Source organism: Pseudomonas sp. P5_B3 (genome assembly GCF_056400405.1).
The window spans coordinates 1-14,304 of sequence record NZ_JBFULI010000065.1; the positions used below are offsets into that span (position 1 = coordinate 1).

Annotated in this window: 14 protein-coding genes and 1 pseudogene; 5 read left to right on the forward strand and 10 right to left on the reverse strand. The window is 60.0% G+C overall.

The window, feature by feature from the left end; translation table 11 throughout:
- Positions 1 to 55: 55 nt before the first annotated feature.
- Positions 56 to 1,495: an ArnT family glycosyltransferase gene (locus tag AC1DRN_RS26420; RefSeq protein ID WP_223463570.1), complete on the reverse strand. Its 1,440-nt coding sequence runs from the start codon at positions 1,493 to 1,495 to the stop codon at positions 56 to 58.
- A 166-nt stretch (positions 1,496 to 1,661) separates the two neighbouring features.
- On the opposite strand from AC1DRN_RS26420, the gene AC1DRN_RS26425 reads away from it, so the two are divergent.
- Positions 1,662 to 2,714: a metallophosphoesterase gene (locus AC1DRN_RS26425; protein ID WP_223463569.1), complete on the forward strand. Its 1,053-nt coding sequence runs from the start codon at positions 1,662 to 1,664 to the stop codon at positions 2,712 to 2,714.
- A gap of 154 nt (positions 2,715 to 2,868) precedes the next feature.
- Here AC1DRN_RS26425 and AC1DRN_RS26430 read toward each other — a convergent pair whose 3' ends face one another.
- Positions 2,869 to 4,275: a DUF2252 domain-containing protein gene (locus AC1DRN_RS26430; protein ID WP_223463568.1), complete on the reverse strand. Its 1,407-nt coding sequence runs from the start codon at positions 4,273 to 4,275 to the stop codon at positions 2,869 to 2,871.
- A 142-nt stretch (positions 4,276 to 4,417) separates the two neighbouring features.
- On the opposite strand from AC1DRN_RS26430, the gene AC1DRN_RS26435 reads away from it, so the two are divergent.
- Genes AC1DRN_RS26435 through AC1DRN_RS26445 form a run of 3 tightly spaced genes read left to right on the forward strand, consistent with a single transcriptional unit; the run spans position 4,418 to position 6,833 of the window.
- Positions 4,418 to 5,338, forward strand: coding sequence for a YeeE/YedE thiosulfate transporter family protein (locus AC1DRN_RS26435; RefSeq protein ID WP_457265822.1), 921 nt, complete (start codon positions 4,418 to 4,420; stop codon positions 5,336 to 5,338).
- Positions 5,339 to 5,385: 47 nt separating this feature from the next.
- Positions 5,386 to 5,637, forward strand: a complete 252-nt coding sequence (locus AC1DRN_RS26440; RefSeq protein ID WP_223458475.1) for a helix-turn-helix domain-containing protein — start codon at positions 5,386 to 5,388, stop codon at positions 5,635 to 5,637.
- Positions 5,634 to 6,833, forward strand: coding sequence for a type II toxin-antitoxin system HipA family toxin (locus AC1DRN_RS26445; protein ID WP_223458477.1), 1,200 nt, complete (start codon positions 5,634 to 5,636; stop codon positions 6,831 to 6,833). Before AC1DRN_RS26440 ends, AC1DRN_RS26445 begins: the two co-directional genes overlap by 4 nt.
- Before the next feature lie 59 nt (positions 6,834 to 6,892).
- Here the strand turns inward: AC1DRN_RS26445 and AC1DRN_RS26450 are convergent, their stop codons facing one another.
- From AC1DRN_RS26450 to AC1DRN_RS26460, 3 genes and pseudogenes are all read right to left on the reverse strand, one after another.
- Entirely contained in the window at positions 6,893 to 7,141 is a 249-nt protein-coding gene (locus AC1DRN_RS26450) for a hypothetical protein (protein WP_223458479.1), read from the reverse strand.
- Position 7,142: 1 nt separating this feature from the next.
- The gene (locus tag AC1DRN_RS26455) at positions 7,143 to 7,505 is read right to left on the reverse strand and encodes a DUF6124 family protein (RefSeq protein ID WP_223458481.1); all 363 of its coding nucleotides are present in this window, start codon (positions 7,503 to 7,505) and stop codon (positions 7,143 to 7,145) included.
- Positions 7,506 to 7,826: 321 nt separating this feature from the next.
- Positions 7,827 to 7,961 (reverse strand): annotated as a pseudogene (locus AC1DRN_RS26460) (hydrolase); the annotation flags it as partial.
- Positions 7,962 to 8,190: 229 nt separating this feature from the next.
- Between AC1DRN_RS26460 and AC1DRN_RS26465 the strand changes: the two are divergent.
- A complete protein-coding gene (locus AC1DRN_RS26465; RefSeq protein WP_223458483.1) occupies positions 8,191 to 8,454 on the forward strand; it encodes a hypothetical protein in 264 nt (87 codons plus the stop codon).
- A gap of 191 nt (positions 8,455 to 8,645) precedes the next feature.
- On the opposite strand, the gene AC1DRN_RS26470 is transcribed toward AC1DRN_RS26465, so the two are convergent.
- The 5 genes from AC1DRN_RS26470 to AC1DRN_RS26490 all read right to left on the reverse strand — a co-directional run bounded on the left by AC1DRN_RS26470 (position 8,646) and on the right by AC1DRN_RS26490 (position 14,116).
- The gene (locus tag AC1DRN_RS26470) at positions 8,646 to 9,665 is read right to left on the reverse strand and encodes a zinc-dependent alcohol dehydrogenase (protein ID WP_477786844.1); all 1,020 of its coding nucleotides are present in this window, start codon (positions 9,663 to 9,665) and stop codon (positions 8,646 to 8,648) included.
- A gap of 16 nt (positions 9,666 to 9,681) precedes the next feature.
- Complete coding sequence (locus tag AC1DRN_RS26475) at positions 9,682 to 10,800, reverse strand: Gfo/Idh/MocA family oxidoreductase (protein ID WP_223458487.1); 1,119 nt, start codon at positions 10,798 to 10,800, stop codon at positions 9,682 to 9,684.
- On the reverse strand, positions 10,797 to 12,020 hold the full coding sequence (locus AC1DRN_RS26480) for a hypothetical protein (RefSeq protein WP_223458489.1): 1,224 nt from the start codon (positions 12,018 to 12,020) through the stop codon (positions 10,797 to 10,799). The genes AC1DRN_RS26475 and AC1DRN_RS26480 overlap by 4 nt, the downstream gene beginning before the upstream one ends.
- Positions 12,017 to 13,279: a sulfotransferase family protein gene (locus AC1DRN_RS26485; RefSeq protein WP_223458491.1), complete on the reverse strand. Its 1,263-nt coding sequence runs from the start codon at positions 13,277 to 13,279 to the stop codon at positions 12,017 to 12,019. The genes AC1DRN_RS26480 and AC1DRN_RS26485 overlap by 4 nt, the downstream gene beginning before the upstream one ends.
- Before the next feature lie 66 nt (positions 13,280 to 13,345).
- Positions 13,346 to 14,116, reverse strand: a complete 771-nt coding sequence (locus tag AC1DRN_RS26490; protein ID WP_223458493.1) for an SDR family NAD(P)-dependent oxidoreductase — start codon at positions 14,114 to 14,116, stop codon at positions 13,346 to 13,348.
- Positions 14,117 to 14,304: the final 188 nt, after the last annotated feature.

The window sequence follows — 14,304 nt, forward strand, 5'->3', positions numbered from 1 at the left end:
CCGCTATCGCGAGCAATCGAACGTCGACCGGCTGCTCCTACAAGTGGCGGGTACCTCACTGGGCAACGAAGTAGTAGGCCTGACGCCCCACCCTCATTGTCTTGAGTACCTTCAACGGTGCAACAGGCTCAGTGCCGCCGGAGATCACAGCGACATGATCGGGTGATGCACCCAGAAACTCATGAAGCTGCGACTCGGTATCCAGCCCTTTGAGCACGCTGCGGGTATAGAACACGCTGGCGCCGCCCAATCTTTCACTGGCCTGGTACAGAGCAACTTGCTGCCCGTTGGCCTGCATCGACTGGATCTGTTCGGTCAGCGGCAGGAAGGACAGCGTACGGTCGGCACGGGGCATCGCCCATTGTGCAGCGGTGAAGTAGCCGCAAATGACCACGGCCAGGGTGCCAACTGCCAGACCGTTACGATACCCGGCCATGTGGCCGATCCAGCTCGAGGAACCTTCACGGGACTTCAAGCGCTCGAAAAGGACGCTCGCGTACTCGGCCGCGACCACCGCTGCAGCGGGTGTCAGCGACATCAGGTACACCGTACGTTTGCTCGACGCCAGCGTCAGCATCACAAATTGCGCCAGCAACCACAGGGTAAAGAACAGCAAGTAACGGTTAGCCGCCAGGCTTTTACGAAAATGCCACAGGCCCAGGTACACCAGAATGTTCCAGGGCAAGAATGCCTGAGGTAGTTTGACCAGGTAGTAATAGTACGGCTCGTGATGCCCCGCTTCGACGAAGGAACCGCTGAAGCGACCGACGCTATTGGTCAATAACACCTCGGTCACGGCTTGGGCACCGCCGCGCTGGTACAGCATCGCGAGCCAGATCATCAGCGGTACCAGCCCCAGCAGCGTCAGCAGACCTGGCCGCAGCCAGCCCACGACGTTCAGGCGCTTGTCCATCAGGCTGGTGGCCAGCAGATACGCGAAGATCACCACCCCCGGCATGGCCAGGCCCAGCACGCCTTTGCTCAAGGTCGCGATGGCGATCCCTACAGCAAATAGCAATCCATTGCTAACGCTTGCTTGTCGTTGCCCTGCAAGGAACGCCAGCAACGCGGTGCTCACCCCGAGGGCGAGCAACGCATCTTCACCGACACCGCGCACGTTGCTCCAGTAGCTGGCCATGGTCGCCAGCAGAATCGCGGCCGTCCACGCGACAGTGACGGGCCGGCCGAACCGGCGCAGCATGGCGTACAACAGCAACACACTGAACAGCCCGGCGAATGCAGACGTCAGGCGAACGGCCCACGGCGTACCGCCAAATGCGCGAATTGCCCCGGCATTGAGCCACACGCTCAAGGGTGGTTTTTCCAGAAACGGTTCGCTGAACAGGCGAGGTGTCACCCAGTCATTATCCAGGTGCATTTGCATGGCAATTCCGGCAACCCGCGCTTCGGTGGAGCCTTGCAATTGGTGGTTGCCAAGGGCGAAGAAAAACAACAGGCAACACAGTGCAAACAGCAGTGGGACAGGACGCGACATGACTTTTGGCTACCGGAAAAAAGGAAGGCCGAAAATACAGGCTGGAAAAAAAGTATAGGGAACGATTTCTTAACAAATCGTGAACAACTGCTGTGATCTATTGAGGGTGAAAATCGACTTTGATTTCGCCACCCTGTCTGGCTTTCCAAGCCCAGTGAGTTCCTGATTGAAACGCAAAAATTACACCTCGATTTTTGCAAAACGTTTGGTGCTCCGAAGGATCGCGCTTGGCCCTGGCATTGCCTTCGCTCTTCTACTGGCGGCCGGTGGTTACTGGCTGTTTACGCCACCATCGCCGTACGTTCCGTTGAGTGGTCTGGACCCTGCATCAGTGTCGATGATCGCGGTGGGCGATCAGGGTAGCGGTGACCTGCAACAGTGGCGGGTGGGGCAAGCCATGGAGCGGGTTGCGTCCAAAGAGGGGCGCCTGGACATGGTGGTTTTCCTCGGTGACAACTTCTATGGCAAGCCATTGACCAGCACCCGCGATCTGCGCTGGGAAACTCGATTCGAGCGTGTCTATTGGGGCCATTGGCTCAGCCATGTGCCGTTCTACGCGGTGCTGGGCAACCACGATTACCCGGTGTCGCAAAAATACGAGATCGAGTACGGCCAACAGCACAAGGGATCGGGCCGTTGGCAGATGCCGGCGAATTTCTACGTCAAGGATTTCGGTGACGTTGACGGGCGGCCATTGGTGCGGATGGTGTTCCTCGACACCTCGGCGCCACGTGAGAGTTTGCAGCAGCAAATCGACTTGATCGATCAGGCGTACCAGGCACCCGGACCGGCACCGGTATGGCGAATAGCCGCGTCCCATCACCCGGTGCGCAATCAAGGCAAGCATGACGAGGAGTCGAATCTGCTCACGTGGCTCTTGCCAGTGTTGCAACGCAACCACGTCGATCTGCTTTTGTCGGGTCATGATCACAACCAGCAATTGCTGTTGCGTGCAGGCGAACCCGCTTGGGTGATTTCCGGGGCCGGTGGCAAGAGGCTGTCTGCCTTGCAAACGCCAACACCGGATAGCACTTTTACTGACTCCCGGGCTGGTTTTGCCAAACTCGACCTGAGTGCCACACAACTCAGGCTAGGGTATTACAACGACCGCGGCGACCTGGAATCCGGCTATCGCTGGACCAGAGACTGCCAGTGGATGGCCAAAGGCTGTTTGCTACCCGAGCCATCGCAAGGGAGCGTCGCGCAGGTGGCACAGTGATGGGCGCAAACCCGCAGGCAAAAAAAAGCCCGCGGGAGAGCGGGCAAACCGTAGTTTCTTGAATGAGCGAGCGAAATGTACAGGCTGGCGCGGGGTGGTGGGGTGAAGAAAAATTCATCTCGCTCAAAGCCCCGTACCGGAGCTTGCGACACCGCTACGGCAAATGATCCGCGGCAAAGTCGGCCTCCGACCGTGCCCGCAAGCGGCCCTTGCGGCAGGCTTGCTGGAATCGCTCGAAATCACGCTCGTTGTGCTCGGTATAGCCCTGGGCATATTTATAGAGCGCGTCGGCCAGTGCGTCGCTCTTGCCGATGTAGCCGCTGATCATCGCCGCGTGCCCGGAAGACTTGGCATGGGCGCGAGCCAGGGCCCGGCCGCAGAGCCGGCCATAGGCGGCGAATGCGTCGCCATCGAAGGTCTCGAGTTCGGCGGAGATTTTCATATCGCGCAATTGCCGCACATAGAAATGTCGCCCGCTGGGACCGGTGGTCCAGCCGAGGAACAGGTCGCTGGCCGATTGCATCAACCGCTGGCCGTCGACCACCCGCTGCCCCTCATGCCGCACCCGCGACCTGGTCTGCACGTAGCCGGCGAGTACCGAGCGTCGTGCTTCCTTGAATTGCAGGAACAGCGGGAACTGCTGATCGTCGGTCAGCAGCGCCACCAGGCAACGGGTGCCGACACTGCCCACGCCCACCACTTTGAACGCCATGTCCTGAACGTGAAAACGCGATAGCAGATCACGGCGGTCCGCTTGCAGGGTGCCGCGATAGTCGCGCATGAAGGTGTCGTAGAGCGGACGCCAGTCCGAGAGGCGTAACCAGTCGTCATCGGCGTCCAGCAGCGTGGTGTTTTTGTGCAGGTGGAAAATTTCCGGCAGGTCATCGCGAATGATCAGACGACCATGGGCGTCTCGTTCGCTGCTTTTTGGCAGCAGTTCGGCATGGGTGCGCCGTTCGGCTTTGGCGATGGCGCGTTCCACATGGTCCAGGGTGCTCTTGTTGGCCTGCGCCAGCAGGTCGTCATAGCTGATGGATTCGTACCAGGTTTCCAGCGAGCTCTGTTCGGCGCACTCCTGCATGGTCTGCTGATAGGCGTGCACCACCTCGTGGCAGATCGTTTCCTCAACGGATTCCCCATGGCGCAAGTCGCGTGCGGCCACCAGGAAGCTCGCGACCAGGCGTTTCAAGTCCCACTCCCACGGCCCGGGATGGGCTTCGTCGAAGTCGTTGACGCTGAACAGCAGGTTGCGCTCAGGCGTTGCGAAACCGCCGAAATTCATCAGGTGGCAATCGCCGCAAATCGGCGACACCAGCCCCATGTTCGAGGTGCCCGCCAAATCGTGGGCCTGCAGCAGCGCATTGCCGCGATAGAAGGTGAAAGGTGACACCAGCATGCGTCCGTAGCGCAACTCCACCAGGGATTTGACGCGTCCTTCACTCGACGCCTTGATCAGCGGTATTGGGTCGCGGTCGACATTGCCCAAGGCTGCTTGCGAACTGCGGGAACACTTCTTGCGCGCATCCTTGCCTTGCTTCAAACGGTCGGTGAGGGTGGTCATGGGGGCCTATTCGACAGGGGTTGTAGGGCGATTGCGAAATGAGTGTAGAAGGGCTTTACGGGTTCATCCGAAGTGTTTGCCCAGCGACTAATCTGTCTGTCAGGCATCGACTCGCTGCCATCACCCGGAAACAAGGAGCCCCGTGTTTTCATTGCCGGTTTCACTGCTGCTGGCGTTCCTCATTGGCTGGGTGTCCCAGCGCATGGGCATGTGCCTGGTCAATGCCATGGGGCTGCTGCTAAAGCGCCGGCCGACCCTGTTCGTGTCGCTGGTCAGTTGCGGTTTGTTCGGCCTGATGCTCGCGCCGTTCTACGCCTTGTTTGGCGTCAGTCAGCCGTTGTTCATTCCCGAAGTCGGCTACCTGTCGCTGGTCGGTGGCGGGCTGTTGTTCGGCCTCGCCTCGGTGCTCAACGACGGATGCAGCGTCGGCACCCTCACCAAGCTCGCCAGCGGCAACCTCAACAAGGTCTTCACCATCCTCGGCTGGGTGCTGGGCATCGTGCTGTGGCATCACTTGAACATGCTGACCGAACACCGGGCGCTGCAAATGCCGATGATCACCAGCCGTCATTACTGGCTGGTCATTGGCATCGTGCTGCTGATTTTGCTGTTCCTGGTGCGGATTCACGGCGACAGACACCTGGTGCTGTCGAGCCTGCTGCTGGGGGCTTTGACCAGTGCCCTCTACACCTTCGAACCGCTGTGGACGCCCAGCGTGTTTTTCTACGATCTATCGCAACCGTTCCGGGGCTCGGGCGACACATCATTGACTACCCCGCGTGTGACGGTGTTCGCCATGCTGATGCTGGGCATGCTCTGTTACACGTTGCACCGCCGCACGTTCAACTATCAGCGGTTTGCCGCGATGACAGCGGCCAGGCATTTGCTCGCGGGCGTGTTGATGGGGACCGGCGCGTCGATGATGCTCGGTGGGAATGACTCGCAGATTTTGTTGGTGTTTCCGACGCTGACCTGGGTGGGGGCGGTGCCGTTGGTGTCGATTGTGTTGGGGATATTGGTGGGGGTTGGGGTGAGGCGGGTGAGTAAGGCAAATTCGCAATAATGTTCTGCATACGATACATTTAAATATAAATGTCACGGTAACTGAACATGGAATACGCCCTTCTGGTATCTCGACTCGGTAGCCAAATACGTGAAACGCGTATCAGGCGTGGTCTGACACAAGCTCGACTTGCTGAGCTCGCCGGTTTGACGCGGCAGAAAGTCATTGCTGTCGAGAAAGGTACCGATACTGTTGCCATGAACGCTTATGCAAGAATCTTGAGCGCTTTGGACAGCGAGCTCACCGTTACTCCGGCGACCATGCCGACCCTCGAAGAGCTTGGGGAGTTGTTCGAATGAAAATGACCTCCCTCAAAGTCAATACTCCAGAGGGCCATAGCGGCCGAATCCTCACCAGCGGCGATGATTATATTTTCCGCTATCAAGAAGATGCTTTGCCCAACACGGCAATCAGTCTGTCGATGCCCGTGCGGGCTGACGAGTTTCGTCGGCGGGATCTGCACCCTGTATTTCAGATGAATCTTCCCGAAGGCTACATGTTGGAGCAGTTGCGTAATCGCCTGGCGAAAACCGTGAACGTCGATCCAATGTTGTTGCTTGCTCTTTCGGGCAGCAGTTCGCCTATTGGCAGGATTCAGGTGCATTCCGAAACGGTTGATGCCCTGTTGGGTGAGCAGCAGTTCCCAGGGGAAAAACTCGAAGAAATTCTCACGTGGGATGGCGCGGAAGATATCTTCGCCGACCTTCTTGACCGCTATATTTTGCGGGCAGGTATATCGGGGGTTCAGCCGAAGGTATTGGTGCCGGAGCAACAAGATTTCGAATTGCGACGAGCCACCTCGAAAACCTCTGACTTGATTATCAAGAGTGGCCGGGATGAGTTTCCAGGACTGGCCATCAATGAGTTCCTTTGCATGTCCATTGCCAAGGAGGCGGGCATTCCGGTCCCGCAGTTTTACCTGTCCGACAATGCAAAGCTGTTTGTCATGCGTCGCTTTGATCGGGACGACCAGCTTAACCCGATTGGTTTCGAGGACATGGCAGCACTGATGGGGCTCTCGGCCGATCAGAAATACAGCAAAAGCTATGCAGCCATAGCCAAAGCGATTCGGCTGTTTTGCCCGGCAAACAATCAACGAACCTCGCTTGATCAACTTTTCGATTACGTAGCGCTGAGCTGCATCGTTGGGAACGGCGATGCTCATTTAAAGAACTTTGGCTTGCTCTATTCGGAGCCGACCCAACGAGATGCCCGCCTCGCTCCGGCATACGACATCGTTAATACGACGGCCTACATCCCTGAAGATGTTTTGGCGCTAGACCTTGTGGGTAACAAGTCGTTGTTTGCTTCCCGTCAGGGGTTGTTGGAATTTGCACAGACGTGTGAGGTGGAACATCCTGAGTTGCGTATTCAGCGATTGCTTGCGGCAGTTGAGTTGGTGCTCAAGCGCTACCCTGAGCTTCAGGAGCAGGCGCCTCATGTGGTGAAGGCAATACAGCACGCGGCAGCACCTTTCGCTCTGACGTTTGGGTAGTTTCAATATCAATGAAAATGGGCGACTGCAGGGAAGTCGCCCATTTTGTTTTTTCGGGATCAAACCTGCATTTGCAGCCGTCGTCCAACCACATCCAGCAAATCGCAACCATCGCGCAGGGATGTGACCAGCACCCGCGCCAGTTCGCTGTAAACACCCTCGTCAGCCGCGAAGCTCTCCAGCAATTGCGTCGCGGTTCGAATGCGATAGACGGCTGTTTCGTGCAGCACATCCAGCGGTGCCTCGGTGTGGATCAGCAGCGACGCAATGGTGCAATCGATGCCGGTCATCGGCATGTATCGATCCATTTCATGCCTCCACTTCGTCGAGTGGCGCGATGTTGTCCAGTGCCCGGTTCACCAGCAATTGCGCCAGCACGGCCAACTGCTGGATAGCCAGGGCGATGTTGCGACGCGAACTCTCAAGCTCGCAGGCAAGGTCAGTGCTCATGACGTTGAGCGAGGCCAGGGTTTCGCTGGCTTGGGTGAGCAGGGAGGGTGTGTCGATGTTGGGGCGCAGGGTGAATACGTGGCTGATGGGGTCGAGGTGACTGGGGTTGCGGAGGCGGGCGCTGATAGCGGGTTCGGTGGTTTTGGAGAGGTTGGACAAGTCGATTGGATCTTCAGATGAATCGGCTGGTGATTCCGGGGGATTGGGGCTGTTCTTTTTCAAGATGGCATTCCTCACACTGTTTAGAGAAGCTGCCATCCCCTGCTGTCAAACAGGATTGGGTGGCAGCTATACGCGGGTTGACAGACCGGAAGTGTAAGAACCCGGTGCACCCGAAGGTGCCCCGCGCACAGCCGCCATAATCGTGACTACATGCGCGAATGCATGCTGCCTGATCTGGGAGGTGTGAAGAGTACACTTTTCAGCCTGTCAAAGCCGATCGCCGGTTTACAGCGACCCCTGAAGGCTATCGTCGAGAAGCAGCCCCCGCCAGTTCATGAAAGGCGATGCGTTTTGCGGGAAATGTCCTAGGACGCGGTGAAGTCACAGGTCACTCGATCTCACCGTGTGCTTGAAATGATGCTCCCAAAGCCTGAGCCCCAATCCGCCTGTCCGGTCCAGCGATGACCCCTCCGTCAGATCCGTGATCAATGTCGGCTGCAAACCCGCATCAAACAGCTGGCCGCTTCTCGGGCAGGCCAGCTGCAAAGCTTGGTTGTTACCGATGTCCATATTGCAACCATGCACATAACAGCCTAGCGCGACTGCCTATGTAACCCTATCGTCAGATTTCACCTGCCACAAAGTGCTTTTGTGAGTTGTGAGCGTACGATGTAACTCACGTTTTCGCGGAATTCCTGGGGGGAGCGAACGAAGCGACTGAGCGATATGGCTTTGGAGAAAAATCATGATTCGCAAGCACTACTTGAAAGCCCTGGCGACGCTGCTCATCGCCACTGGCGTGCAGTGGGTGACGCTACCCGCCTACGCGACCGAGCAGGGTCAACAACGGCGTGAAGCTCGCGATACCAGGCAGGAAGGGCGCTCCACTGCCCGGCAAACCAAGGATGATTGTAGAAAGGGCAATGACAAGAGCAATGCAGACTGTCGCCAGGACAAGCGCAGCACCAAGCAAGATACCCGTCGCACAGCCCGGGACATCAAGTACTGATCGTTAACGTGGGTCCTGTTTGCGCTTGCCAGCAGGCCGGTCAAGCGCTTCGGGATTTCGAGCGATGGTGGATGTTGTTGGGTGTCCGCTTCGATCCAAAGCGGACATCATCGAAATGCGCTGAAGTCATGGTGGTCGTCTCCATAAGAACGATGATGCAGCCGTACCATCACTATGTTCTGGCTTGAGACTCATCCGAACGTCACCAACACCTTGGCCGATTCATCTGCACGCGCGGCGGTAGCGAAGGCTTGCTCGAAGTCTTCGAAGGYGTAGCGATGACTGATCAGCGGGGTGGTGTCGATCCGGCCTGCGGCGAGGATCTCCAGCACTTCGCCAAACTCGGTGGGATAGGCCATGGCGGTGGTCACTTCCATCTCCTTGCCCAGCGCCATCGCCAGATCCATGGCGACCGGTGCGTGATGCACCGCCACCACCGTCAGATGCGCCCCGAAACGTGCGCGCGCGATGATTTGGGGAATAACCGGAGCGGCGCCCGACACCTCGATGAATTCGTCGGTATCCACCACGGGCATCCCGTAGAGCGTGCTTGCGCCATGGCGCTGGCCGATTTCAGCCCAGAGATCGCAGTTGTCGGGATTGAAGGTGGCGTTTGCACCGAGCGCGCGCGCACGCTCCAGACGTGAGTCCACTCGATCGACGGCGATGATGTCCGCGACGCCGCGTAGACGGAGCATTGCCACAACGCCGAGCCCGATGGGACCCGCGCCGAAAACGACTACTTTGCTGCCAGCGCCGGCACGCGACCGGTTGACGCCGTGCAGCGCGACGGCGAGCGGTTCGACCAGTGCAGCGGTTTCGAAGTCCAGCGTATCGGGAATGGGGTAGACCGACGACTCGGCCATGACATTGCGCACGAGAATATGCGAGGCGAAGGCCCCTGGGCCTCCGGAACCGATCATGTTCGCAGGCGTCGTCGGGTTGACCACCACGCGCTGGCCCTTATGCAGCGCCGTCACTCGCGCGCCCACCTCCTCGATCACGCCCGAGAACTCATGCCCGAGCGATAAGGGACCATCGCCCCCCATCGGCAGGCCGCCGGCGCGCGCATAACCGAGGTCAGAGCCGCAGATACCGCAGACCACGACCTTGACCACAATATCGTCCGGCCCGGCACTGGGGCGCTGTACCTGCTCGACACGAATATCGTCAGGTCCGTGAACCGTTGCATGAAGCATCAATTTCGTCATAGTGGATTCCTTCATTTCAGATTGTGATCCAGGCGCGCTTGCGCGCCGACAGTCGAATGGCGTCGAGCACCTGTTGGCCTCGCGCAGCGTCGTTGAATGTGGCGGCACGCTCGGGGATTGCGGGTACGCGATTCTCGATCCGCGTGCGCATTTCGGCGAACAGGCGCGCATAGGGCGCAACATCGAAGCCCATGGTGTGCCAGCGGTCCTGCTCGGTCTGGATCAGCTCGGCGACGGGAAAAGCTGTCGGCATTGCGTTGACCAGATCTGCGGGCATCTCGATGCGCCGCACGCCATCGGCGTCGCTCACCCAGACTTCTTCGGGGTCACCAAACGTCGCGCCGCTCTGAATCCACGCGCCGCCTGCGCTGCCCACCACTTTGGTGGCCATCACCAGCGGCCCCGGCGCGGCCAGCGCGGCGATGATTGACCCGACAACACCGCTGTCCGTTTCGAACTGCACGGTGTAGCAATCGTCGGCCGTCATGGTGGGACGCCCGGGCGCCAGCGTCTGTAGCATGCCGCTGACACGAGCGATGGGCCCGAACATGTATTCGACCTGATCGATCATGTGCGAGCCGAATGCGCCAAGGAAGCCGCCGCCCTGATCAGCGTCCTCCCACCAGTCGCTAAGTTTGCTTGTCGAGTCCTGCAGGCCTGGTTGATGGTAGATGCGCAGGAAATGGCGCGGCGTGCCGATCAGCCCTGACTGAACGACGCGCCGCAGCAGCGCCTGCGCGCTGTCGAAGCGGAATTCGGCACCGAGCAGGTGATGAACACCGGCCTTTGTCGCGGCTTCGCGCATCTGCGCCGCTTCGGCGGCGTCGCGGGCAAAGGGCTTTTCGCACACGACATGCCGCCCGGCGGCGATCGCGGCCATCACCGGTGCATAGTGTGCGTGCGGGGGCGTTGCCACCGTAACGAGCTGTATCGCTGGATCGGCAAGCGCCTCGGCAAGACTATCGGTTGCCAGCGGGATGCCGAGAGGTGCAGCGCGCGCGATGGTGCGGGCACGGTCTCGGCCGACGATCGCACGCACTTCGAACCCGGCCTCGCGCAGCGCACGTACATGGGTAAAAAGACCGAAGCCGGTGCCGACCACCGCCGCAGCTATGGATCGCGACGGCGTACTCATCGCGCTACCTCGCCACTGATGATCGGCACGATGTCTTCCAGTGCCTCTTCACCACGTTCTTGCAGCACGGCGAGCGCAATACGGCGCAGCGTTACCTGCGGCGGCTCGCCCTGTGTGCCAATCAGACGCAAACTCATGCCGCCATGGACATGGCCGAAGGACTGGACCCAATTGCCGGCGATGCCGGGCTGACCTTGCGCAACGATGACGCGCACCGAGCCGTCGTGGCGATAGCTGGCCTTGTACTTCTGCACGCAACCGCCGCCGTCCTCGTAGTTGTCGAGGTTCTCTTGCCAGATCGAACAGAGCTGGAATATCCAGTAATCACAGGCTGAGGGCAGGAAATCGATAACCAGCGCCTCGTCGCCAGCACACTCCCAGGTACCGAAGCCGTGGTGTCGGTCCGGCACGCCGCCATTGGACAGGTACACCGCGCGGTCGAAGCGGATGCGGTTTGGCCGCTGGCTGAGATTGTCCTGCCACCAGCTGCGCACCAGCTCGCAATAGCCAAGTACCATCTGACCCGCCTTGGCGAGCGCATCGCTTATTTCGGCGGCGGTGACGGGGCGCGGTTGCGGGCTATCGATCCGTTCGATGGTGAAGTGAGGCGGCGCGGTATTCGCGCGATCATGGTAGAGCGTGCGCACCAGGAGGCCGACGCAGTCCGGTGAGATCGACAGCCAGTCGCGCCCGTCTGCGGGTTTGTTCTGGCTGACCACGATCTCGAAGTTGCCCTGCGCATCGAACTTCACCTGGCGTGAGGAGATGAAGCCGGTGGTCTGCAGCGCAGCGGGATCGAATTCGTCAAGACCGGATACACCACGCGTTGCCCAGTCCTGAGCGCCGGGATGGCGCGGTTGTGGCGCGCGCCATGAGGCGATGACGAAGTACGGCAGCCCGCCACGATGGCCACGAATGACATAGTCATGACTACCGTCGACGAACTCGGCAAGCAGATGATCCTGATCGGGAGACTGGAAGTTGATGGACTGTCGCCAGGGCGCATCGCGCAGGCGCGGCCGTTCTGGCTCGCAGTTCTCCAGGTAACGTTCGAAACCGTTGCGCATGAGCCGGGTCATGAATCGATACCATTCGGCGCGGTCGAGGGTATCGGCCTCGGCGCCGAAAGCATCGACCCTGTGGCCGGCCTGGCGAACGGTTTCGCAGAAGTCGTCCCACGCGCGGCCGGACAACAGACGTTCCGTAGCTAGATCGGTCATGACCGCTCTCCTTCGATGCGCTCTGGCCTGACCGAGAAGCGCTCATAGTAAAAGCCGAATCGCTCGCGCAAAGCGGCAATATCAACCCCGAAATCGCCTTTCAGGTCATAGACGACGCGACCATGCTTGCCCCGTGGATTGGCGTTCAGATAGGCCTGGATCCGCGCCTTGGCGTCGGCGGTCAATGGCAGGCCGGCCATGGCATAGATGCGTTCGATCACCGTCTGTTGGTCGGCCATGTAGTCGTCGAAGAGCACATCGAGCGATTGGCCGGCGGGAACACTGTCCCGGTCCCGAACGCAGGCGCGCAGCAGATGTTCCACTCGATCTGTCCAATAGCGCGCCAACGCCTTTACGTCGACAGTATGGCGGCGGATGCGATCGCCATAGGCGATCATGGTGATGGCGGACTGGAGTACGGCGACGGGGTCGCGATGGGTGATGACGAGCGTGGCGTCGGGATAGGTCGTCATCAGCGGCCGCAGGTTCTCCATGTGCGGCGGCGATTTCATCACCCATCGGTTCGGGCCCTGGAGCCAGGTGAGCGCCTGCAGGACTCGGCGACCATAACGGTAGTGCGGCGTCTGATCGTGGCTGTAGTAGTAATCGCGCCAGCGACACGGGCGAGACTGCCATTCCGGCAGATAGGACGAGAAGTCCAGGCCTTGCAGTTCGATGTCTTCATGCACGTGGGTGGGGGACATTTCGTGCATCGCCGGCATGAACGGCAATATGGCTTCGAATTCGCCCCAGGCCTGGCGGGTGCGAACGATACGCGGATCTTCCCCGTCTGATGTTTGGTCTTGCGGCGCAGGAATCGGCTCCATCGCTTCCCATAGCGGCATCGAACGCAGTCGCGGATCGGCTGCCAGGATGTTGACCAGGTGAGTCGTGCCTGAGCGGGGAAGCCCGGCGACGATGATCGGCCGATCAATCGCGACGTCGTTGATTTCCGGGTGTCGCTTCACCAGATCTTCGAAGCGCAGGCGCGAAGATGCGTAGCGCACGGCATCGCCGAACATCCCCGCGCGCCCCAGGGGGCTGAGCTCCGTATCCTCGTCAAAACTCTTCAGCCAGATTCGCAGCCGTTCGCGGAAGTCCTCCGAACCGAAGTCGGAAAGCCCCGTGCGCTGGCATGCGGCTGCCAGGACGGCCTCCTCGCGCATTTCCACGGGGGGGACGCCCGCGATCGCTCGACGCTGTCGCTCGGTCAGCTCGGGGGCGCCCAGGTCTGTGATACGGATGATGTCAGGTTTCATGCGCTGCTCCATAAGTGTGAGGAGAGGTGTTGGCGACAGGCAGTACTGAAAGGGCCGGTGCCGGACTCAGCCGGCGACCGTGAAGCCGCCATCGACAGGCAGTGTCTGTCCCGTGATCCAGCCGGCGGCCGCGCTCGTCAGGAAAAGGACTGGACCGGCGATGTCCTGCGGCACCCCAAGCCGTGCTGCCGGCGTACGCGCAAGCGTGGGCGCGGACCACTGCGGATTGGCGACAGTCGTCGCCGTCATGCGGCTTGCGGTAAGCCCCGCCGCGACTGCGTTGACGCGAATGCGCCCGCCCCAATGGACCGCCAGTGCCCGGGTCAGCCCGACGACGCCAGTCTTTGCCGCGCCATAGCCGGGCACCACATCGATCCCGAAGAACGAGCTCATTGATGCAATGCCGATGATCGAAGGTCCGCCTGGCAGCGTGCTTTTCAGGAGTTTGTCTGCGCAGCCATGCGCCATGCGATAGCCACCGACCAGGTGCATGCGCACCGCGCGTTCGAAAACGTCCGGTTCGTACTCGTCCAGGCCACAGCTTGGCAGCGCAAAGCCGGCGTTGTTGACGAGGATGTCCAGGCGCGGCAGCGCTGCCGCGACGGCAGAGATGTTGTCTGCGTTCTCGATGTCGAGCTGCAAGTAGCGGTAGCCGTCGAGGTCAATGTCGTAATCGGCGGCGCAGGGCCGGGTGCCGGTGATCGTCACTTGCGCACCTGCTGCTCGGTACGCTGCGGCGATGCCGGCCCCGATGCCGCTGGTGCCACCGGTCACCAGGACATGGCAATTGTCGTAGTCAAACTGAAGGTTCGGCCAGTCGGCCTGTTGAGTGTTCATGGGGCGTTGCCTCCAATAGGTACACCTGATTGCTGCGGCGCAATGGGCCAGTCGATCAGGAGCTACCGCTATCGCCCCAGCCAACTGGCGGTTCAAGATAAGGCGATAGTATTAAAAGCATTCGAACTGCGAATAGTCTAAACGGACGATGATTCATGCAATTGCGAGATCTACCTTTAAAGCCAGTT

Excerpts from the sequence above, each read along its gene's own strand:
- AC1DRN_RS26420 (WP_223463570.1), bottom strand. The coding sequence starts at position 1,495 with ATGTCGCGTCCTGTCCCACTGCTGTTTGCACTGTGTTGCCTGTTGTTT.
- AC1DRN_RS26430 (WP_223463568.1), bottom strand. The coding sequence starts at position 4,275 with ATGACCACCCTCACCGACCGTTTGAAGCAAGGCAAGGATGCGCGCAAG.
- AC1DRN_RS26440 (WP_223458475.1), top strand. The coding sequence starts at position 5,386 with ATGGAATACGCCCTTCTGGTATCTCGACTCGGTAGCCAAATACGTGAA.
- AC1DRN_RS26445 (WP_223458477.1), top strand. The coding sequence starts at position 5,634 with ATGAAAATGACCTCCCTCAAAGTCAATACTCCAGAGGGCCATAGCGGC.
- AC1DRN_RS26450 (WP_223458479.1), bottom strand. The coding sequence starts at position 7,141 with ATGGATCGATACATGCCGATGACCGGCATCGATTGCACCATTGCGTCG.
- AC1DRN_RS26465 (WP_223458483.1), top strand. The coding sequence starts at position 8,191 with ATGATTCGCAAGCACTACTTGAAAGCCCTGGCGACGCTGCTCATCGCC.
- AC1DRN_RS26475 (WP_223458487.1), bottom strand. The coding sequence starts at position 10,800 with ATGAGTACGCCGTCGCGATCCATAGCTGCGGCGGTGGTCGGCACCGGC.
- AC1DRN_RS26480 (WP_223458489.1), bottom strand. The coding sequence starts at position 12,020 with ATGACCGATCTAGCTACGGAACGTCTGTTGTCCGGCCGCGCGTGGGAC.
- AC1DRN_RS26485 (WP_223458491.1), bottom strand. The coding sequence starts at position 13,279 with ATGAAACCTGACATCATCCGTATCACAGACCTGGGCGCCCCCGAGCTG.
- AC1DRN_RS26490 (WP_223458493.1), bottom strand. The coding sequence starts at position 14,116 with ATGAACACTCAACAGGCCGACTGGCCGAACCTTCAGTTTGACTACGAC.